At 68.2% G+C, this 18,312-nt stretch carries 20 protein-coding genes and 1 pseudogene; 7 read left to right on the top strand and 14 right to left on the bottom strand.

What is annotated here, in order from left to right; genetic code table 11:
* Nucleotides 1-34 precede the first annotated feature (34 nt).
* Together DIE17_RS28885 and DIE17_RS28880 are read left to right on the top strand one after the other, a co-directional pair.
* A complete protein-coding gene (locus DIE17_RS28885; RefSeq protein ID WP_124488716.1) occupies nucleotides 35-1,204 on the top strand; it encodes an MFS transporter in 1,170 nt (389 codons plus the stop codon).
* Between the two features lie 125 nt (nucleotides 1,205-1,329).
* Nucleotides 1,330-2,490, top strand: coding sequence for an MFS transporter (locus DIE17_RS28880; RefSeq protein WP_124488715.1), 1,161 nt, complete (start codon nucleotides 1,330-1,332; stop codon nucleotides 2,488-2,490).
* Nucleotides 2,491-2,594: 104 nt separating this feature from the next.
* On the opposite strand, the gene fahA is transcribed toward DIE17_RS28880, so the two are convergent.
* The 5 genes from fahA to DIE17_RS28855 are packed head-to-tail and all read right to left on the bottom strand — an operon-like array spanning nucleotide 2,595 to nucleotide 8,552.
* Entirely contained in the window at nucleotides 2,595-3,899 is a 1,305-nt protein-coding gene (gene fahA / locus DIE17_RS28875) for a fumarylacetoacetase (protein WP_124488714.1), read from the bottom strand.
* Complete coding sequence (hmgA, locus tag DIE17_RS28870) at nucleotides 3,896-5,230, bottom strand: homogentisate 1,2-dioxygenase (protein ID WP_124488713.1); 1,335 nt, start codon at nucleotides 5,228-5,230, stop codon at nucleotides 3,896-3,898. Before hmgA ends, fahA begins: the two co-directional genes overlap by 4 nt.
* A 15-nt stretch (nucleotides 5,231-5,245) precedes the next feature.
* Nucleotides 5,246-6,607, bottom strand: a complete 1,362-nt coding sequence (locus tag DIE17_RS28865; RefSeq protein ID WP_124488712.1) for an MFS transporter — start codon at nucleotides 6,605-6,607, stop codon at nucleotides 5,246-5,248.
* Nucleotides 6,604-6,834 carry a DUF2783 domain-containing protein gene (locus DIE17_RS28860; RefSeq protein ID WP_044844106.1) on the bottom strand — a complete coding sequence of 77 codons (231 nt, stop codon included), beginning with the start codon at nucleotides 6,832-6,834 and terminating at the stop codon, nucleotides 6,604-6,606. The genes DIE17_RS28865 and DIE17_RS28860 overlap by 4 nt, the downstream gene beginning before the upstream one ends.
* Nucleotides 6,835-6,863: 29 nt before the next feature.
* A complete protein-coding gene (locus DIE17_RS28855; RefSeq protein WP_124488711.1) occupies nucleotides 6,864-8,552 on the bottom strand; it encodes an FAD-dependent oxidoreductase in 1,689 nt (562 codons plus the stop codon).
* Between the two features lie 380 nt (nucleotides 8,553-8,932).
* Here DIE17_RS28855 and DIE17_RS28845 point away from each other — a divergent pair, with 380 nt between their 5' ends.
* Nucleotides 8,933-9,736: an EAL domain-containing protein gene (locus DIE17_RS28845; RefSeq protein ID WP_044844104.1), complete on the top strand. Its 804-nt coding sequence runs from the start codon at nucleotides 8,933-8,935 to the stop codon at nucleotides 9,734-9,736.
* A 144-nt stretch (nucleotides 9,737-9,880) separates the two neighbouring features.
* Here the strand turns inward: DIE17_RS28845 and DIE17_RS28840 are convergent, their stop codons facing one another.
* Entirely contained in the window at nucleotides 9,881-10,672 is a 792-nt protein-coding gene (locus DIE17_RS28840; protein ID WP_124488710.1) for an IclR family transcriptional regulator, read from the bottom strand.
* 123 nt (nucleotides 10,673-10,795) lie between these two features.
* Here DIE17_RS28840 and DIE17_RS28835 point away from each other — a divergent pair, with 123 nt between their 5' ends.
* Nucleotides 10,796-11,983 carry an acyl-CoA dehydrogenase gene (locus DIE17_RS28835; RefSeq protein ID WP_124488709.1) on the top strand — a complete coding sequence of 396 codons (1,188 nt, stop codon included), beginning with the start codon at nucleotides 10,796-10,798 and terminating at the stop codon, nucleotides 11,981-11,983.
* A gap of 138 nt (nucleotides 11,984-12,121) precedes the next feature.
* Here the strand turns inward: DIE17_RS28835 and DIE17_RS28830 are convergent, their stop codons facing one another.
* A complete protein-coding gene (locus tag DIE17_RS28830) occupies nucleotides 12,122-12,760 on the bottom strand; it encodes a peroxiredoxin (RefSeq protein WP_034182833.1) in 639 nt (212 codons plus the stop codon).
* 319 nt (nucleotides 12,761-13,079) lie between these two features.
* On the opposite strand from DIE17_RS28830, the gene DIE17_RS28825 reads away from it, so the two are divergent.
* The 3 genes from DIE17_RS28825 to DIE17_RS28815 all read left to right on the top strand — a co-directional run bounded on the left by DIE17_RS28825 (nucleotide 13,080) and on the right by DIE17_RS28815 (nucleotide 14,383).
* The gene (locus DIE17_RS28825; protein ID WP_044844101.1) at nucleotides 13,080-13,382 is read left to right on the top strand and encodes a YqjD family protein; all 303 of its coding nucleotides are present in this window, start codon (nucleotides 13,080-13,082) and stop codon (nucleotides 13,380-13,382) included.
* A gap of 124 nt (nucleotides 13,383-13,506) precedes the next feature.
* Complete coding sequence (locus DIE17_RS28820; protein WP_044844100.1) at nucleotides 13,507-13,896, top strand: phage holin family protein; 390 nt, start codon at nucleotides 13,507-13,509, stop codon at nucleotides 13,894-13,896.
* A 43-nt stretch (nucleotides 13,897-13,939) separates the two neighbouring features.
* The gene (locus tag DIE17_RS28815; RefSeq protein ID WP_124488708.1) at nucleotides 13,940-14,383 is read left to right on the top strand and encodes a DUF3318 domain-containing protein; all 444 of its coding nucleotides are present in this window, start codon (nucleotides 13,940-13,942) and stop codon (nucleotides 14,381-14,383) included.
* Nucleotides 14,384-14,461: 78 nt separating this feature from the next.
* Here the strand turns inward: DIE17_RS28815 and DIE17_RS28810 are convergent, their stop codons facing one another.
* From DIE17_RS28810 to glyA, 7 genes and pseudogenes are all read right to left on the bottom strand, one after another.
* The gene (locus DIE17_RS28810; RefSeq protein ID WP_124488707.1) at nucleotides 14,462-14,914 is read right to left on the bottom strand and encodes a type IV pilin protein; all 453 of its coding nucleotides are present in this window, start codon (nucleotides 14,912-14,914) and stop codon (nucleotides 14,462-14,464) included.
* The gene (locus tag DIE17_RS28805) at nucleotides 14,911-15,459 is read right to left on the bottom strand and encodes a pilus assembly protein (RefSeq protein WP_124488706.1); all 549 of its coding nucleotides are present in this window, start codon (nucleotides 15,457-15,459) and stop codon (nucleotides 14,911-14,913) included. The genes DIE17_RS28810 and DIE17_RS28805 overlap by 4 nt, the downstream gene beginning before the upstream one ends.
* Nucleotides 15,460-15,565: 106 nt before the next feature.
* Nucleotides 15,566-16,405: a PilW family protein gene (locus tag DIE17_RS28800; protein ID WP_124488705.1), complete on the bottom strand. Its 840-nt coding sequence runs from the start codon at nucleotides 16,403-16,405 to the stop codon at nucleotides 15,566-15,568.
* Complete coding sequence (locus DIE17_RS28795) at nucleotides 16,389-16,811, bottom strand: hypothetical protein (protein WP_044844097.1); 423 nt, start codon at nucleotides 16,809-16,811, stop codon at nucleotides 16,389-16,391. Before DIE17_RS28795 ends, DIE17_RS28800 begins: the two co-directional genes overlap by 17 nt.
* The gene (locus DIE17_RS28790) at nucleotides 16,808-17,365 is read right to left on the bottom strand and encodes a GspH/FimT family pseudopilin (protein WP_124488704.1); all 558 of its coding nucleotides are present in this window, start codon (nucleotides 17,363-17,365) and stop codon (nucleotides 16,808-16,810) included. The genes DIE17_RS28795 and DIE17_RS28790 overlap by 4 nt, the downstream gene beginning before the upstream one ends.
* 152 nt (nucleotides 17,366-17,517) lie before the next feature.
* Nucleotides 17,518-17,997, bottom strand: coding sequence for a transcriptional regulator NrdR (gene nrdR, locus DIE17_RS28785; RefSeq protein WP_006760615.1), 480 nt, complete (start codon nucleotides 17,995-17,997; stop codon nucleotides 17,518-17,520).
* 6 nt (nucleotides 17,998-18,003) lie between these two features.
* Nucleotides 18,004-18,312, bottom strand: a pseudogene (gene glyA / locus DIE17_RS28780) (serine hydroxymethyltransferase); the annotation flags it as partial.

Raw genomic sequence — 18,312 nt, 5'->3', positions numbered from 1 at the left:
TCTCGGGCCGCGGCCTTTTCCGTAGCCCACCGCGATGCCATTACCTCTTTTCGCCCTTGCCGTCGCCGCATTTGGAATCGGTACCACCGAGTTCGTGATCATGGGGCTGCTGCCCAACGTCGCCCGCGACCTCGGCGTGTCGATCCCGGCCGCCGGGATGCTCGTGTCGGGCTACGCGCTCGGCGTGACGATCGGCGCGCCAATCCTCGCGATCGTCACCGCGAAGATGCCGCGCAAGCGCGCGCTGATGGGCCTGATCGGGCTGTTCATCGCGGGCAACCTGTTCTGCGCGATCGCGCCCGGCTATGCGGTGCTGATGGCCGCGCGGGTCGTCACGGCGTTCTGCCACGGCGCGTTCTTCGGGATCGGCTCGGTGGTCGCGAGCAACCTCGTCGCGCCGAACCGCCGCGCGCAGGCGATCGCGCTGATGTTCACCGGCCTCACGCTCGCGAACGTGCTCGGCGTGCCGCTCGGCACCGCGCTCGGCCAGGCGTACGGCTGGCGCGCGACGTTCTGGGCCGTCACCGGCATCGGCATCGCCGCGGCTGCCGCGCTCGCGGTGTGCCTGCCGAAGCACCTCGCGATGCCCGACAGCAGCATCACGCGCGAATTCAGCGTGCTGAAGCACCCGCAGGTGCTGATGGTGCTCGGCATCAGCGTGCTCGCGTCGGCGAGCCTGTTCAGCGTGTTCACGTACATCACGCCGATCCTCGAGGACGTGACGGGCTTCTCGCCGCGCCAGGTCACCTACGTGCTGCTGCTGTTCGGTCTCGGCCTGACCGTCGGCGGCACGCTCGGCGGCAAGCTCGCCGACTGGCGCCGGATGCCGTCGCTGATCGCGACGCTCGCGCTGATCGGCATCGTCCTCGCGCTGTTCGCAGGCACGATGCACCTGCCGTTCGCGGCACTCGCGACGATCTTCGTCTGGGGCATCCTCGCGTTCGCGATCGTGCCGCCGCTGCAGATCCTGATCGTCGATCGCGCGAGCGACGCGCCGAACCTCGCGTCGACGCTGAACCAGGGCGCGTTCAACCTCGGCAACGCGACGGGCGCCTGGCTCGGCGGGATGGCGATCGGATCCGGCGTGTCGCTCGTGAACCTGCCGTGGGTCGGTGCGGCGATGGCGGTCGCCGCGCTCGCGCTCACGTTGTGGTCGGCGTCGCTCGAACGCCGCCCGGTGAGCGGGCCGACCGGATACGTATGACGCGTGCGCGGCGGCACGGCGCGCGTCCGCGCCCGCGCGCCGCCGCGATCGTTGCGCACGCAACCCCATTCGATCCTGACGGCCTTCATGGACCTTTCAGGGGCCACGGTGTAGCATCGCGGCCGATGAAAGCCATTCTCAATCGTGATTTCCTCGCGCTGATCCTCAGCGTCGCGGTGGTCGGTCTCGGCACCGGCGCCACGATGCCGCTCACCGCGCTCGCCTTGACCGAAGCCGGACACGGCACCAACGTCGTCGGCATGCTGACGGCCGCGCAGGCCCTGGGCGGCCTCGCGATCGTCCCGTTCGTCACCGCGCTCGCACGGCGCATCGGCGCGCGCCGCGCGATCGTCGTGTCGGTCGTGCTGCTCGCCGCGGCCACCGCGCTGATGCAGTTCACGTCGAACCTGATCGTGTGGGGTGCGCTGCGCGTGCTGTGCGGCGCGGCGCTGATGCTGCTGTTCACGATCGGCGAGGCATGGGTCAACCAGCTCGCCGACGACTCGACACGCGGCCGCGTGGTCGCGATCTACGCGACCAATTTCACGCTGTTCCAGATGGCGGGCCCGGTGCTCGTCAGCCAGATCGCCGGCGCGACGCGCATCCGCTTCGCGCTGTGCGGCGCGCTGTTCCTGCTCGCGCTGCCGGCGCTCGCGACGATCCGGCGCGCGCCGCTCGCCGGCGACGACGCACATCACGCAGCGCACGACAGCTGGTTCGCCGTGCTGCCGCGCATGCCCGCGCTGATCATCGGCACGGGCTTCTTCGCGCTGTTCGATACGCTCGCGCTGTCGCTGCTGCCGCTCTATGCGATGGATCACGGCGTCGCGAGCGCGACCGCCGTGCTGCTCGCGTCGATCATGCTGTTCGGCGACACCGCGATGCAGTTCCCGATCGGCTGGCTCGCGGACAAGCTCGGCCGCGAACGCGTGCACCTCGGCGCCGGCTGGATCGTGCTCGCAGGCCTGCCGCTGCTGCCGTTCGTGATCGCGAACCCGTGGCTATGCTGGCCGCTGCTGTTCGTGCTGGGCGCGGCGGCCGGCAGCATCTACACGCTGTCGCTCGTCGCGTGCGGCGAACGCTTTCGCGGCGCGGCGCTCGTCACCGCGAGCTCGCTCGTGTCGGCGTCGTGGAGCGCCGCGAGCTTCGGCGGTCCGCTGGTCGCCGGCGCATTGATGGAGCAACTCGGCAGCAACGCGCTGATCGGCGTGCTGGTCGTCTGCGTCGCCGCGTTCGTCGCGGCAGCGCTGTGGGAACGACGCGCCGCGTTGCAGCGCGCGGTCTGACGGGCGCACACGCGCCACACCCCGCCGACAAAACGAAAACGGCCCACTTAATGCGGGCCGCCCTGTCCTTCCGGACTACGCGCTACATGTCGCGCCGCGATCCGTCACGCGCCCCGCGCGGGAAGGATCTTGCCGGCACAGGTGCCGAAGCCGACGCGATAACCATCGCCCTGGCACCACCCGGCGAGCGTGAGCTCGTCGCCGTCCTCGATGAACGCGCGGCTGCCGCCGCCGTTCAGCGCGAGCGGCTCCTTGCCGTTCCACGTCAGTTCGAGCAGGCTGCCGAACGAATCCTTCGTCGGCCCGCTGATCGTGCCCGAACCCATCAGGTCGCCCACGCGCGTGTTGCAGCCTGCGACCGTGTGATGCGCGAGCTGCTGCGCCATCGTCCAGTACATGTGCCTGAAGTTGGTGCGGCAGATCGACGTCGCTTCGGGCGCACCTTCGGCGCGCAGCGTCACTTCGAGCGCGATGTCGAATGCATGCTTGCCCGCGTGCCGCAGATACGCGAGCGGCTGCGGCGACTGTTCGGGCTGCGCGACGCGAAACGGTTCGAGCGCGTCGAGCGTGACGATCCAGGGCGAGATCGTCGTCGCGAAGCCCTTCGAGTTGAACGGGCCGAGCGGCACGTATTCCCACTGCTGGATGTCGCGCGCGCTCCAGTCGTTCAGCAGCACCATCCCGAAGATGTGCGCTTCGGCATCCTCGCACGCGATCGGCTCGCCGAGCGCATTGCCGCGGCCGACGATGAAGCCCGTCTCCAGTTCGATGTCGAGCTTGCGGCACGCGCCGAACACCGGACGCTCCTGGTCGGGCAGCTTCAGCTGCCCATTCGGGCGCCGCACCGGCGTGCCGCTCACGACCACCGACGACGCACGGCCGTTGTAGCCGATCGGCATCTCCGACCAGTTCGGCAGCAGCGCATTCTTCGGATCGCGAAACATCGAGCCGACGTTGGTCGCATGCTCCTTCGACGAATAGAAATCGGTGTAGCCGGGAATGTCGACCGGCAGGTGCAGCGTCGCATCGCGCTGTGCGACGAGCGCTTGCGCGCGCAACGCGGCGTCATCGCGCAGTCGCGCGTCGTCGCGCGAAAACAGCGTCGACAGTTGCACACGCACGCTGCGCCACGCATCGCGGCCGAGCGCGATGAACGCATTGAGCGTCGGCGCGGCGAACACGTCGGCGCCGGCCGGCAGCGTCACGAGGCCCGCACGCGCGAGCGCGGCGAGGTCGACGATCTGGTCGCCGAGCGCGACGCCCGCGCGGCGCGCCGGTTGCTTCGCATCGCTGAAGATCCCGAACGGCAGGTTCTGGATCGGGAAATCGCAGGCGGGATCGTTCGCCGTCTCGACCCAGCTCTTGCGAGCCGGGTCGAGCGTCGCGCGCCAGTCTTGGGTATCGCTCATCGTTGCTCCGGATTGAAGTGTTTCCTGATGCCTTGCCAGCATTCGAAGTAGTCGGCCTGCAGCTGCGCGGTGTCGAGCGCATAGCGCGTCGGCCGGATCAGCGTGCGGGTTTCGAACATGAACGCCATCGTCGCGTCGACCTTGTGCGGCTTCGTCGTGTCGCTCGCCGACGCCTTCTCGAACGTGTCCGCGTCCGGCCCGTGGCCCGACATGCAGTTGTGCAGGCTCGCGCCACCCGGCACGAAGCCTTCGGCCTTCGCGTCGTACGCGCCGTGCACGAGCCCCATGAACTCGCTCGCGACGTTGCGGTGGAACCAAGGCGGGCGGAACGTATCCTCGGCCGCGAGCCAGCGCGGCGGGAAGATCACGAAGTCGATCGTGTCGACGCCCGGCGTGTCGCTGGGCGACTGCAGCACGAGAAAGATCGACGGATCGGGATGGTCGAAGCTGATCGAGCCGATCGTGTTGAACAGGCGCAGGTCGTATTTGTACGGCGCGTAGTTGCCGTGCCACGCGACGACGTCGAACGGCGAATGGCCGATGTCCGCGCGCCACAGGCGCCCGTTCAGCTTCGCGACCAGCTCGAACGCGCCCTCGCGATCCTCGTACGCGGCCTGCGGCGTGAGGAAATCGCGCGGGTTCGCGAGGCCGTTCGAACCGATGGGGCCGAGGTCCGGCAGGCGCAGCAGCGCGCCGAAGTTCTCGCAGATGTAGCCGCGCGCATCGCCGTCCGGCAGCGCGACGGAAAAACGCACGCCGCGCGGAATCACCGCGATCTCGAACGGCTCGACGTTGAGCCGGCCGAATTCGGTCGCGATGAAGAGCCGCCCCTGCTGCGGCACGATCAGCAGCTCGCCATCGGCGCTGTAGAAAAAGCGGTCCTGCATCGAGCGGTTCGCCGCGTACAGGTGGATCGCACAGCCGTTCATCGCGGCCGCCGAGCCGTTGCCGGCCATCGTCACGAGCCCTTCGACGAAATCGGTCGGCTCGACCGGCATCGGCAGCGGATCCCAGCGCAGCTGGTTCGGCGGCGTCGGCGGCACGTCGGCCGAATCGCCGAATTCCGACACGAGCCGCTGCGGGCCCGTGAACGGCTCGAACGGCCGGTGCACGGCCGCCGGCCGGATCCGGTACAGCCACGAGCGGCGGTTGTGGCTGCGCGGTGCGGTAAACGCGGTGCCCGACAGCTGCTCCGCATACAGCCCGTACGGCGCGCGCTGCGGCGAGTTGCGGCCGTGCGGCAGCGCGCCGGGCAGCGCCTCGGTCGCGAATTCGTTCGCGAATCCGCTCAGGTAGCCGGCGGTCGCCGGTTTCGACAGGTCAAGCGTCATCGTTTCCTTTCTCCATCAATTCAAGGCGGCGTTCGGCGCCTGCGCCCCGCTGCGCCGCGTGACGCCGGCCAGGCCCAGCACGAACAGCGCCGAGCACAGCACGGGCACCGCGGCCGCATGGAACAGCGCGCCGTTGGTCCAGTTGAGCGCAATCAGTTGTCCGCCGACGAGCGGCCCGAGCACCGAGCCGATCCGGCCGATGCCGAGGCTCCAGCCGATGCCGGTCGAGCGCAGCGACGTCGGGTAATACTGGCCCGCGAGCGCGTTCACGGCCGGCTGCCCGCCGACCACGCAGAACCCGCCGGCGAACACGACGAGCAGCAGCCACGGCAGCGCATGCGCGACCGAGCCGATCAGCCCCACCGACACGGCCGCGCATGCGAAGCACGCGAACAGCACGCGCACGAAGCCGTAGCGTTCGATGAACCAGCCGAGCGACAGCGTGCCGATCACGCCGCCCGTCTGCAGCACAGTGCCGACGATCACCGCCGTTCCCGGCGAATAGCCCGCGTCGCGCATCACCGTCGGCAGCCAGTTCGACAGGAAGTACAGGTCGATCAGGTTCATGAAGCTGATTGCCCACAGCAGCAGCGTGACCGGCAGGCGGCCATGACGGAACAGCTCGGCGACCGGCGCGCCGCTCGCCGCGCGCTCGCGCACGACGAGGCGCGTGTTCGCGTCGATGCCGGCCTGCGGCGCGAAGCGCGCGAGCCAGGCGCGTGCCTGCGCGTCGCGCCCTTTCAGCACCAGGAACTGCAGCGATTCGGGCAGCCGCGCGAACATCGCGAGCGTCAGCACCAGCGGCACCGCGCCGCCGACGAAGAACACCGAGCGCCAGCCGAGCGCCGGAATCAGCGCGGCGCTGATGAAGCCGCCGAGCGCGGCGCCGAGCGTGAAGCCGCACGACACGATCATCATCCGCTTCACGCGATGGGCGGCCGGGCTGAACTCGCCGACCAGCGCCATCGCGTTCGGCATGATGCAGCCGAGGCCGAGGCCCGTGACGAAGCGCAGCGCCATCAGCACCGGGATCGAACCCGCGAACGGCGTCGCGAGCATCGTCACCGCGAAGAACAGCGTCGAGCCGATCAGCACCGGGCGCCGCCCGATCCGGTCGGCCAGCACCGACAACCCGAGCGCGCCGAGCAGCATCCCGAACAGGCTCGCGCTGAACACGGGCCCGAGCGCCTGCTTCGGCACGCCCCATTCGGCGATCACGCTCGGCGCGACATACCCCATCGCCTGCGCATCGAAGCCGTCGATCACGAGACACAGCCCGCACAACACGAGCAGCATCCAGTGAAAGCCCGGGCGATGCGTGTCGTCGATCACGCGCTCGACTTCGAGCACGCGCGCGTCGGCCGGCGCCGCGCTCATTGCGCCGCCTCGGCGGCCGGATGCACGGGCGGCGTCACGCCCTGGCGCGCGAGCGCCATCGCTTCGCGCAGCACGTCGGCGTCGCCGATCTGGTTCGCGAGCAGCAGGATCAGCTTCGCGTTGACGAGCTGGCTGTCGGCGTCCGACAGGTCGCGATGCATGTCGATCAGCGCTTCGTAGAACGCGTCCGGATCGGCCAGGCGCGGGCGGGTGTCGAGTCGGGGCATGACGGGTGTCTCCGGTATCGTTGTCGTGGTCAATGCGCGGTTGCGCGTGCGCAGGTCGCGCGCGCCAGTGCGTCGGCGATCGCCTGGCGCTCGAGCGTGCGCATCCGTGCGCAGACGTGCTGGTCGGGACGCAGCAGGTAGAACGTGCCGGGCTTCGCGTCGTAGCGTTGCGCGACGAAACCGTCGACGTCCTCCACGACGTCGACGCCGGCCACCGGTTGCGCGTGCCCGGCCGGCACGACCAGCACCGGCCGCACCGGCAGCGCGAGGCCGTCGAGCGCCTGCGCGAGCGCGGCGGCGTCGCCCGGCAGCCCGAACAGCATGCCCGCGAAGCCGTCGCCCAGATGCCGCAGCAGCCAGCCGGACGCACCCTGCGCGCGCACCGGCGCATCGGCCGCCGCCGCGCCCGGCCGCATCGCGCACGCGAACGCGTCGCCGTTGCGGTCCGGCGTGTTCAGCGGCGAATCGGTCAGCACGGCAGGCACCGACAGGCGGCCGCTGTTCACGAGCTTGCGCGCGAATTCGCAGTCGCGCGCAAGCTTCAGTGTCGCGTCGCGGAACACGCGCGACACCGCGCTCTTCGGCGTGATGAAATCGGTCGAGCGCGTCGAATTGCGGATGTTCTCGTCGGCCGCGAACTCGCGCTCGCTCGCGTAGGTGTCGAGCAGGCGGTCGTCAGCGCGGCCGTCGAGCACGAGCTTCAGCTTCCACGCGAGGTTGTCCGCGTCCTGCACGCCGCTGTTCGCGCCGCGCGCACCGAACGGCGACACGCCGTGCGCGGAATCGCCCGCGAACAGCACGCGGCCGTGACGGAACGTGTCCATCCGCTGGCAGCGGAACGTATAGACGCTCACCCATTCGAGCTCGAACTCGACGTCCGGCCCGAGCAGCGCGCGCACGCGCGGGATCACGCGTTCCGGCTGCTTCTCGGCGACCGGATCGGCGTCCCAGCCGAGCTGGAAGTCGATGCGCCACACGTTGTCGGGCTGACGGTGCAGCAGCACCGACTGGTTGCGATGGAACGGCGGATCGAACCAGAACCAGCGTTCGGTCGGGAATTCCGCCTTCATCTTCACGTCGGCGATCAGGAAGCGGTCCTTGAACGTGCGGCCGCGGCTCTCGAGGCCCATCGCCGCGCGCATCGGGCTGCGCGAGCCGTCGGCCGCGATCACGTATTGCGCACGCAGCGTCTCGATCCCTTCCGGCGTCTCGACGGTGAGCGTGGCGTGTTCCGCCGATTGCGCGACGCCCGTCACCTTGTGCTTCCAGCGAATGTCGAGGTTGGGCAGCGCGAACGCGCGCTCGGCCAGATAGCCTTCGACGTAGTACTGCTGCAGGTTGATGAACGCGGGACGCGCGTGGCCTTCCTCCGGCAGCAGGTCGAACGCATACAGCTGTTCGTCCTGCAGGAACACCTTGCCGACATGCCAGCTCACGCCCTTGTCGACGAAGCGCTCGCCGCAGCCGAGCCGGTCGAAGATCTCGAGCGTGCGCTTCGCGAAGCAGATCGCGCGCGAGCCCGTCGACAGCGTGTCGTCGTCGTCGAGCAGCACGACCGGCACGCCCTGCTGCGCCAGGTCGATCGCGGCCGACAGGCCCACCGGGCCCGCGCCGACGACGATCACCGGGTGGAGGGTCGCGTCATCGCCGGCGGCGCGCGTCGCGCGCGGCCGGTAGTCGAACTTCAGCGTCTGGTAATCGATGCTCATGGTCGCCATCCGCTCCTCAACCCTGCCGTGCGCATGCCGGCGCGCGCAGCGTCGTTCCGCTCATGCCCGTTGCCCGCCGCCGCCGCGGCCCGCCCTGTTCCGTCCACTTCCTGTCAACCGCCACGTCTCGCTCCTTGCTTCCTGTTGATCCGATTCGGGAAACGGCACCGCTGCGGGCGCCCGAACGCCGCTTTTCTTGATCGGCGACATATTCTTGGATTTACGAATAGTAAAACCAATTACGAATAGTGAAATCAACGTAAACCCTAGCCGCCGGTTCCGGAACGGGATAACCATATGAGCGAAACGCCAAGCCGAGCCGGGCTCGCGCTGCTAATATCGAGAGATGAGGCGGCCCTTTCGGCCGCCATTTTTTCCTTCCCACGCCGATGATTCCGCCCAACATTCCCGAGCTGGTCGTCCGTGCCGGGCAACTGCCGTATCTGCGTGAACACCTTGCGCTCGCCGAGGGCGGCACCGCGTGCGCCAATCTGCCGGAGCGCACGCTCGCGAGCGCCTATGAACCGATCTACGACGTGACGATGCCCGGCGCGCCGCAGTCGACGTCGTTCGCGGACGCGATCGAGCGCTACGGCGACGAACTCGGCTTCCAGGCCGTCACGCTGGTCACGGGCACGCCGCACGACCCGGTCGATTCGGCCGTCGACGACCAGACACTCGTCGCGATCGACCGGCTGTCGCGCGCGCTGCACGCGATCAACTTCTTCGGCGCGCAACGTCACGGGCTGCTGTTCCTGCGCGTGCACGAGCGGCTGCTCAAGAGCGTGAAGTACGACCACGGCAAGCATTTCTCGTCGGTGCTGCAGCGCTTCGGGCTGCCGACCGAGCGGATCGTGATCGAGCTGCCGGCCGTCGCGGTCGCGCACAAGACCTTCCTCGGCTACCTGACGCGCAGCTACCAGCATCACGGCTTCAAGGTCGCCGACAAGCTGCCCGACCCGGGCCGGATCCTCGCGGTCGAATCGGAGATGGCGCGACCCGACTACATCAAGATGGATGCGGGCATCGCGCTGCGCGACGGGATGGTGAAGGCGCTGGTCGCGTATGCGCAGCGCGTGCGGATTCCGCTGATTTTCGACGGCGTCGTCGACGAGACGCAGTGCGAGCTGCTGCGCCAGCACGACGTGCGGTTCATGCAGGGGCCGGTGTTCGCGAAGGTCGTCACGGCCTGATTGGCGGTGTGGCTGCCGGCGCGCGGGGAGCGCCGCGCAGGATCGTGGATTCGATTCAGCGAGCGGGTAGCGGTGAGGATCGGGATGTCGGCGCGCCCGCTCGCGTGCCCGGGCGCCCCGGCGACACGCCGCGCAGGGCCTGTTTCAGCCCGTCTGCCCGAGCCGCTGCGCGAGCGCCTTCAGCTTCGGCCCGACCTGCGTGCGGAACACGTCCTCGTCCATCGACGACGCAGGCCCGCTGCAGCTCAGGATCAGCCAGCGCCCCTCGCGCGGCTCGCGAAACGGCACGGCCGCCGCGTTCACGTCCATGTGCCACGCGCGGAACGAATAACAGCATCCGCCCGCGGAGAATTCGGCCACCGCGTCCTGGGCTGCCGCGACGAGTGCATCCGCATCGGCCGCGCCGCCCGCCGCCCGGTGCAGATCCGCGTAGAGCGCGCGGCGCACGTCCTCCGGCTGCACGGCCAGGTACGCGCGCCCCATCGAGCTCGTCAGCATCGACAGCCGCGAGCCGGGCGCCAGCCCGAGCGTCAGCGCCGTTTCGCTGCGGATCGTCTCCAGATAGATCATGTCGAGCCCGTCCCGGCAGCCGAGCGACACGGCCGCGCCGATCTCGCGCGCGAGCGCCTGCATGTGCGGCCGCGCGAGATCGAGGGTGCCCGAGCCGGACAGCAGCGCGTAGCCGAGCGACAGCACGCCGGCGTCGAGCGCATACTTTCCGAGCGTCTCGTCGTAGCGCAGGTAGCCGAGCACGGTCAGCGTGTAGGCGAGCCGGTTCACCGTCGCCTTCGGCAGCCCGGTGCGCTCCGCGAAGTCGCGATTGCCGAGCATCGTCTCGCCGGGCCGGAAGGCGCGCAGCAGGTCGAGCCCGCGCGCGAGCGCAACGACGAACTTGCGTTCGTCGATCGTGGTTTCGTCGATGGTTGAAAGCGTCATCTGATGCTACACTGGGTTCGTTTTGCAAAACATTGTTCCGCACAGCGGAACCTGAGTCAAGCGAACTTTAGACATCGGGCCAGGCGGCGAAGCGCCAACCCGGGGCCGACAGGAGATGAAACGATGGTTGCTGCAACTTTTCATTGGGACGATCCGCTGCTGCTCGACCAGCAACTGACCGAAGAAGAGCGGATGGTGCGCGATGCCGCGCACGCGTACGCGCGGGACAAGCTCGCGCCGCGCGTGACCGAAGCGTTCCGCCACGAGCGCACCGACGCCGAGATCTTCCGCGAGATGGGCGAGATCGGCCTGCTCGGCCCGACGATTCCTGAAGAATACGGCGGCCCCGGTCTCAATTACGTGAGCTACGGGCTGATCGCGCGCGAAGTCGAGCGCGTCGACTCCGGCTACCGCTCGATGATGTCCGTGCAGTCGTCGCTCGTGATGGTGCCGATTCACGAATTCGGCTCGGACGCGCAGAAGCAGAAATACCTGCCGAAGCTCGCGAGCGGCGAATGGATCGGCTGCTTCGGGCTGACCGAGCCGAACCACGGCTCCGACCCGGGCAGCATGGTCACGCGCGCGAAGAAGGTGCCCGGCGGCTATTCGCTGTCCGGCGCGAAGATGTGGATCACCAACTCGCCGATCGCCGACGTGTTCGTCGTGTGGGCGAAACTGGAAGAAAACGGCAAGGACGCGATCCGCGGCTTCATTCTCGAGAAGGGCTGGAAGGGACTGTCGGCGCCGGCGATCCACGGCAAGGTCGGGCTGCGTGCGTCGATCACCGGCGAGATCGTCCTCGACGAGGTGTTCGTGCCCGAAGAGAACCTGATGCCGGACGTGAGCGGCCTGCGCGGCCCGTTCACGTGCCTGAACTCGGCGCGCTACGGGATCGCCTGGGGCGCGCTCGGCGCAGCCGAGTCCTGCTGGCACACCGCGCGCCAGTACGTGCTCGACCGCAAGCAGTTCGGCCGCCCGCTCGCCGCGAACCAGTTGATCCAGAAGAAGCTCGCCGACATGCAGACCGAAATCACGCTCGGCCTGCAAGGCGTGCTGCGTCTCGGCCGGATGAAGGACGAAGGCACGGCGGCCGTCGAGATCACGTCGATCATGAAGCGCAACTCGTGCGGCAAGGCACTCGACATCGCGCGGCTCGCGCGCGACATGCTCGGCGGCAACGGCATCTCGGACGAATTCGGCGTCGCGCGCCACCTCGTGAACCTCGAAGTGGTGAATACGTACGAAGGCACGCACGATATCCATGCGCTGATCCTCGGCCGCGCCCAGACGGGCATCCAGGCATTCTTCTGATCATTCGCCTGCCCGGCGCGGCGCCCTTCGCGTCGCATCGTCGCCGCTGAAACGACACGGCCCGCCCGGCATCGCTGCCGGGCGGGCCGTTTTCATCGACGCGCGTTCGTCACGCGCCGCCGAGGCGGCAGCCGCTCCTTACTTGTTCGGCTGCGGCGTGAGGCGCAGGTACGGCCGCACGGCGTTGAAACCCTTCGGGAAGCGTTTCTTCAGCTCTTCCGGATCCTGCAGCGACGGCACGATCACGACGTCGTCGCCGTCCTTCCAGTTGCCGGGCGTCGCGACCTTGTAATTGTCGGTCAGCTGCAGCGAGTCGATCACGCGCAACACTTCGTCGAAGTTACGGCCGGTGCTGGCCGGATAGGTGATGGTGAGCCGCACCTTCTTGTTCGGATCGATCACGAACAGCGAGCGCACCGTCAGCGTTTCGTTCGCGTTCGGGTGGATCATGTCGTACAGCTGCGAAACCTTGCGGTCCGCGTCGGCGATGATCGGGAAACCGACCACGGTCGACTGCGTTTCGTTGATGTCGTTGATCCAGCCCTTGTGCGATTCGACGCCGTCGACCGACAGCGCGATCACCTTCACGTTGCGTTTCTCGAATTCGCCCTTCAGCTTCGAGGTCAGCCCGAGTTCAGTCGTGCACACCGGCGTGTAATCGGCCGGGTGCGAGAACAGGACACCCCAGCTGTCGCCCAGCCACTCGTGAAACTTGATGGGGCCCAGGCTCGATTCCTGCTCGAAATCCGGTGCGATGTCGCCAAGACGCAGACTCATGATGTTCCCTCCTCGAACGATGCTGGTTGAAACCGCGCGCTGGATGGCGCGGGACAGTCCATCAGCTTACGGGAAGCAATGAGACATGCGAACGATTATTACGTTTGATATTCATACTTTTTTGTCATTTTTGCCGGGTGGCGGCGCGGCACGAATGGCGTCCAGGGAAACTTTTCGTATCGTCTGAAGCTCTGTTGACGATTACGAGTCGTTTACCATGCAGTCTTGCACTGCCGCCGTTTATTTGTCCCGGCTCGCCAGCGGGCAGGCGTTTCGCTAGGATGTGAACCTGCAGCATGACAGCATGAAGGGAGTTGCAATGTCGGAAATCAACAAGGAGAAACTGATGTCGGATATCAAAACCGTTCTCGCGGACGCCGAGGATCTGCTCAAGCAAGCGGCGAGCAGCACGGGCGACCGTGCGGCGGAACTGCGCGAAAAAGCCCTGTCGCGCCTGAAGCAGGCCAAGGAAAAGGCAACCGACGTCCAGGTCGTGGTGGTCGAGAAAGGCAAGAAGGCCGCGCGCGCGACCGACGACTACGTGCACGAGCATCCGTGGACGTCGATCGGCGTCGCCGCCGGCGTCGGTGTGCTGATCGGCCTGCTGATCAACCGCAAGTAACGCGCTCGGCGCCGTTCCGCCCCATGCGCCGCCCGGTGCGGCACATGGGCGCCGAAGCCGGCCGGCGGTTCGCCGCCGGCCAGCTTTGACCTAGACGCTCACTGCGCGCGCAAGCGCCTTATTCATGACGACAGACACCCACTCGCAGCCGTCCGGCCAGGGACCGTTGCGCCGCTTCGTCGGCTCCGCGATCGGCCTGCTGCAGACGCGCCTCGAACTGGTCGGCATCGAACTCGCCGAGGAGAAGGAACGCCTGATGGGCGTGCTGTTCCTCGGGCTCGCGGCCATGATGCTCGCGACGATGGCGCTCATCAGCCTGACCGTGCTCGTCACGATCGCGTTCTGGGACACCTACCGGTGGCAATCGCTCGCGGTCATCACCGCGCTGTACGCGATCGCCGGTATCGCATGTGCGCTGAAGGCGCGCACGGGCCTGCGCGAGGCGCCGACCGTGTTCGAAGCAACGCTCGCCGAGCTCGAGAAAGACCGCGAGGCTTTCCGCGGCAAGCCGTGAACGCAGTCGCGTTCACCCCTCTCACCTACTTCGCCGACGCGCCATGAGCCAGAACGTCACGGGCCACTCGCCCCGCCCCCATTCGTCGCGATCGAAGTGGAGCGCGTCGCAGCATCGCGCGCTCCGCAAGGAATTGCTGATCCTGCGATCCGAGGTCGAGCGGCTCGAGCTTGCCGAAGCCGCCGCCGAAATGCGCCACGCCGTCACGCGCTTCAGCTGGCTCAAGGTGTTCATCCCCGGCCTGTCGAGCGGCAAGTTGAGCCAGTCCGCCAAGAACCTGAACGCGAACCTCGGCCAGCTCGTCAACCAGTATCCGATGCTGAGTTCGCTCGCGTCGCTCGTGCTGGCGAAACCCATTCGATCGCTGCTGCGCGCGAGCGCGGGCCCCGCGCTGAAGTGGGGCACCGTCGGCTTCGCCGCGTGGGAGTTCTACCGGATCTGGAAACAGTCGCGCGATGAACGCGCAATGGCCGCGAACGACGACTGATACGCAACGACGGGCGTGCACGGCCATCCGGCGGTGCGCGTTTTCCGTGCGTGATCGGACGATCGGGTAATCGGGCGATCAGCGCACGCCCCAGCATGTCCGCCCCAGTGTCTCGGACGCTGCGTCGCTCGATCCCGTATTGCCTTTCGTGCCGTCCGAACGCAGTGTGAATGCGCCGCATGCATCGGCACGCATCGGGCCTGCCTCGAGCGGGTTCGCAACGAGTTCGTAGACGACCTGCGCATCGTCGCCGACCGATCGTTTCAGCCCCACGCGGTAAATCGCCTGCCCGTCCGGCGGTGCCTGTGCGTATGCATCCGGCAACGTCTGCGGCGCCGGGCCGTCGAGCGTTTCGAGATATTGAGCGGCGCGATACAGCGCGGCAACCGCGGACGCGCGATGCATGCGCGCGACATGTTCGCGATACGACGGGACGCCCCACGCGGCCAGCACAGCGACGATCGCAAGCACGATCATCAGTTCGAGCAACGTGAACGCCGCCGACCGGCGCAGCAATCCAGGCGCTTTCATCGATGCACCGCCGCGACGCGACGCCAGCGCTGCGCCACAATGCGTCCGTCGCGCAGCGCGACCTGGCTCTGCAGCCAGACCACGCTCGACGCATGGCCGCCGACACCACGCGCGGTGACGAGGTAAGCGCGACTCCCTTGCGGACCGACGCCTCGCCAGGCCTCGATCAGGCAACGCGGCGGCTGGGCCGCCATCGGCCAGGAGGCGAACGGTGCGAATGCATCGTCGACGCCCAGCGCGGGCGTACGCCGCCATGCATCCGGCTCGCCGGGTGATAGCGGTTCGTCCATGTACGGCGCCCCGCCGCGGAGCAATCGCGCGGTACAGGCTGCCAGTGCTGCGTCGGCCGCGTGAAATGCAATCAACCGGTCCGACAATGCACGCGTGCGGCGCGATTCCGTCAGCGCGGATTCGAACCATGTGCCGGTCAGCGCGGCGACCGCCGCGCCGACAGCGATCACGGCAGGCAATGCAAGGCCCGCGTCGCGACGCCAGCCGCGGCTGGCGGATGGAAAGCGTGCGCGCGTCGTTCTTCCGCTCAGCATGAGGCCCTCACCGCATGTTGCGAGTCGAAGAAAGCAACGATGCGCCCCCTTGCGCGGACGGCCGCGATTCGCATCGCAAGCTCGCCGACGAATTCGGTTGCATGGATCATCGCGCTACCTCGTGGTCCTGCGCCGCGTCACGGACGGGATCCGCGAATGCGACCGCGGCATTGCGCAACGCGACGATTCGATGCAGCACCAGATGCGCGCGATCGTCCCGCGAAACGGCCGTGCGGCCGTCGCAATCGACATGACGCGCGGGCCCGTCAATCGGTTCGCCACGCGCCCGCACGCATACATGCACGGCGACGACATCGTGCCAGTCGCCGGCACCCATCGCCTCCGCGTTGACGAACCGCGCGCCTGCGCGACGCAGGTAACGGACCCGCAGCTGATCGATGCCGGACACGACGGGCTGCGGCGTACCCGGGCGCCCGCTTCCCTCGCAGTACAACTCGGGCTCGCCCGTCGACGGGCTGACATGCGCGTCGAAACGGTTTTCCACGAGCGACCGCTCACCGGGAGCGCCGACACCCTGCCCGAGACAATCCGACACCTGTGCACCGACCGTCAGCCACGTCGACACGGCATCGCCGACATACCGAACCAGCACCGCATCCGACGCTGCGCGCACGGCTTCGCAGCGCACCTGCGCGCCATCGCCTCGCACGCGCCCCGCGGAACAACCGAACACCGGCGGCAGCGATGACGCCCCTTCGACATCGAGCGGACGAAACCCGGCCATCTGGATCTGCTGGCCGATCAGCATCAGCGCGGTCGCGGCCGCATCGCGCATCCGGAACCCGTCTTCCGCGCGCCGCTGCGCGATGCGCTGGGCGTGGTACAGCGCACCGGCCGCGGCAAGCACGAGCAGGCCGACGGTCATCGCGATCAGCACTTCGAGCAGCGTATGCGCGCGGCTGCGGCGATCAGCGTTCGTCCGCATCGGCATGGGCCTCCCGAAACGGTATCCGCACGCACGACGCCGGCTTGACCGTAGCGCCCGCACCTTCACATCGCGTGGAAGTCGCCGCGTAGGCGTTGGTGTCGCGCCAGCCGACCACCACGTAGCGGACACCGGCCGGTCCATCGTCGAGCGTCATCGTGCCGCCGGGCAGCGATGCAGCCGCGAGCGCCGCGATGCCGTCGTCGGCGCCCGTCGCCGCGCGCCGGCGCTCGATGCGAGCGTCGGCCAGCCACAGCGCGCGTTCACGCCAGATCGTCGCCCGCTGCGTGCGCGTCATCGCGAGCTGACTGCCGGCCACGGCCAGCATCACGGTTGCGAGCAACGCGATGGCCAGCACCGCTTCGAGCAGCGACGTGCCGCGCATCGACTTGCGTGCGCACGTCATGCCGCGTCGCAACGACCGGCGACGACGCGTGCCCGACCGCCCGCCGCGATCCGGATGCAGCGCGATACGCGTGCGTCATCGCCGGGCAGCGCACGCTGCGGACGCAATTCGAAACGCCGGATCCCGCCGATCACCTGGCCTGCCGACGGCGCAAATGCCAGATCGTGCGCCGCGCCCGCGATAGCGACGTCGGCATCGCGCGGATAGCGCCGCAGCACGCGCGACTGCCCGTCGAACTGCCCGCTGACGATCCAGCCGCACGACCATTCCGCCGGATCGCACCGCTCGCCGTGCCGCACGCAGTCGCCATCGCGCCCGGCCCTGCACAGCGTGACACGCACGCCGAGACGCGTCGCCTCGGTGCGCGCGAACGACAGCGCACCGAGCAGCGCGAGCGCGCGGGCCTCCACGCGTTCGCGCATGCGCCACTGATCGAATGCGGGTGCGGCGTAAAGTCCGATCGCGGCTGCCAGCGCGATCGCGACCATCAACTCGACGAGCGTGAAGCCGCCGCATCGCATGCGTTTTTCAACACCCTGCCGGTGCAGTCCCATCGCGATCGCCCTCCGTCAACGTGATGCGTCGACTGTAGCGACGCGAGCGAACGCGCGCCATTGGCCGAACGGCCGACTGGCGACGTGCGATCGCAGCCGACACAATCGGCGCGAACTGAACCACGGAGAAGACGATGAACGGACGCAGCGCGTCAGCGCTTACGCGGAGGCTTGGAGGGGGACGCGCGACGGAACTCTTCGATCACGTCGGCAAATTCGGAAACGTCCTCGAACCGGCGGTAAACCGACGCGAAACGGACATAGGCGATCGTATCGAGGCCGCGCAGCTCGTTCATCACGAGCTCGCCGAGCTTCTCGCTACGCACTTCACGCTCGCCGGTTGCGAGCAGCTGATATTCGATGCGGGCGACCGCCGCGTCGATCGCGTCAGCCGCAACCGGCCGCTTGCGCAGCGCGAGTTGCATGCTGGCGACGATCTTGCGACGGTCGAATTCCGTGCGGCTGCCGTCCTTCTTCACGACGGCCGGCAGGTTCAGCTCGACCCGCTCGTACGTCGTGAAGCGCTTGTCGCAAGCCGAGCAACGACGGCGCCGACGAATCGCGGCGCCATCTTCGGACACGCGCGAGTCGACGACCTGCGTGTCCTCATGCCGGCAGAACGGGCAGCGCATGCCGGATCAGCGATAGACCGGGAAACGCTTCGTCAGCTCGGCCACTTGCGCGCGCACGCGCTCGATCGTCGCTGCATCTTCCGGGTTCTCGAGCACGTCGGCGATCAGGTTGCCGACCTGCTCGGCTTCCGCCGTGCCGAAGCCGCGCGTCGTCATCGCCGGCGAACCGAGGCGGATGCCGCTCGTCACGAACGGCTTCTCCGGATCGTTCGGGATCGCGTTCTTGTTCACCGTGATGTGCGCCGCGCCGAGCGCCGCTTCCGCTGCCTTGCCCGTGATGTTCTTCGCGCGCAGGTCCACCAGCATCACGTGGCT

It is taken from the genome of Burkholderia sp. Bp9099 (assembly GCF_003857805.1).
Classification (GTDB): domain Bacteria; phylum Pseudomonadota; class Gammaproteobacteria; order Burkholderiales; family Burkholderiaceae; genus Burkholderia.
Note: the sequence above shows the minus strand (reverse complement) of the source record. Positions and strands in the feature narration are given on the sequence as shown.

Bases quoted from the DNA above. Each gene is read 5' to 3' on its own strand.
- DIE17_RS28885 (WP_124488716.1), top strand. From the start codon at position 35: ATGCCATTACCTCTTTTCGCCCTTGCCGTCGCCGCATTTGGAATCGGT.
- DIE17_RS28880 (WP_124488715.1), top strand. From the start codon at position 1,330: ATGAAAGCCATTCTCAATCGTGATTTCCTCGCGCTGATCCTCAGCGTC.
- fahA (WP_124488714.1), bottom strand. From the start codon at position 3,899: ATGAGCGATACCCAAGACTGGCGCGCGACGCTCGACCCGGCTCGCAAG.
- hmgA (WP_124488713.1), bottom strand. From the start codon at position 5,230: ATGACGCTTGACCTGTCGAAACCGGCGACCGCCGGCTACCTGAGCGGA.
- DIE17_RS28865 (WP_124488712.1), bottom strand. From the start codon at position 6,607: ATGAGCGCGGCGCCGGCCGACGCGCGCGTGCTCGAAGTCGAGCGCGTG.
- DIE17_RS28860 (WP_044844106.1), bottom strand. From the start codon at position 6,834: ATGCCCCGACTCGACACCCGCCCGCGCCTGGCCGATCCGGACGCGTTC.
- DIE17_RS28855 (WP_124488711.1), bottom strand. From the start codon at position 8,552: ATGGCGACCATGAGCATCGATTACCAGACGCTGAAGTTCGACTACCGG.
- DIE17_RS28845 (WP_044844104.1), top strand. From the start codon at position 8,933: ATGATTCCGCCCAACATTCCCGAGCTGGTCGTCCGTGCCGGGCAACTG.
- DIE17_RS28840 (WP_124488710.1), bottom strand. From the start codon at position 10,672: ATGACGCTTTCAACCATCGACGAAACCACGATCGACGAACGCAAGTTC.
- DIE17_RS28835 (WP_124488709.1), top strand. From the start codon at position 10,796: ATGGTTGCTGCAACTTTTCATTGGGACGATCCGCTGCTGCTCGACCAG.
- DIE17_RS28830 (WP_034182833.1), bottom strand. From the start codon at position 12,760: ATGAGTCTGCGTCTTGGCGACATCGCACCGGATTTCGAGCAGGAATCG.
- DIE17_RS28825 (WP_044844101.1), top strand. From the start codon at position 13,080: ATGTCGGAAATCAACAAGGAGAAACTGATGTCGGATATCAAAACCGTT.
- DIE17_RS28820 (WP_044844100.1), top strand. From the start codon at position 13,507: ATGACGACAGACACCCACTCGCAGCCGTCCGGCCAGGGACCGTTGCGC.
- DIE17_RS28815 (WP_124488708.1), top strand. From the start codon at position 13,940: ATGAGCCAGAACGTCACGGGCCACTCGCCCCGCCCCCATTCGTCGCGA.
- DIE17_RS28810 (WP_124488707.1), bottom strand. From the start codon at position 14,914: ATGAAAGCGCCTGGATTGCTGCGCCGGTCGGCGGCGTTCACGTTGCTC.
- DIE17_RS28805 (WP_124488706.1), bottom strand. From the start codon at position 15,459: ATGCTGAGCGGAAGAACGACGCGCGCACGCTTTCCATCCGCCAGCCGC.
- DIE17_RS28800 (WP_124488705.1), bottom strand. From the start codon at position 16,405: ATGCGGACGAACGCTGATCGCCGCAGCCGCGCGCATACGCTGCTCGAA.
- DIE17_RS28795 (WP_044844097.1), bottom strand. From the start codon at position 16,811: ATGACGTGCGCACGCAAGTCGATGCGCGGCACGTCGCTGCTCGAAGCG.
- DIE17_RS28790 (WP_124488704.1), bottom strand. From the start codon at position 17,365: ATGGGACTGCACCGGCAGGGTGTTGAAAAACGCATGCGATGCGGCGGC.
- nrdR (WP_006760615.1), bottom strand. From the start codon at position 17,997: ATGCGCTGCCCGTTCTGCCGGCATGAGGACACGCAGGTCGTCGACTCG.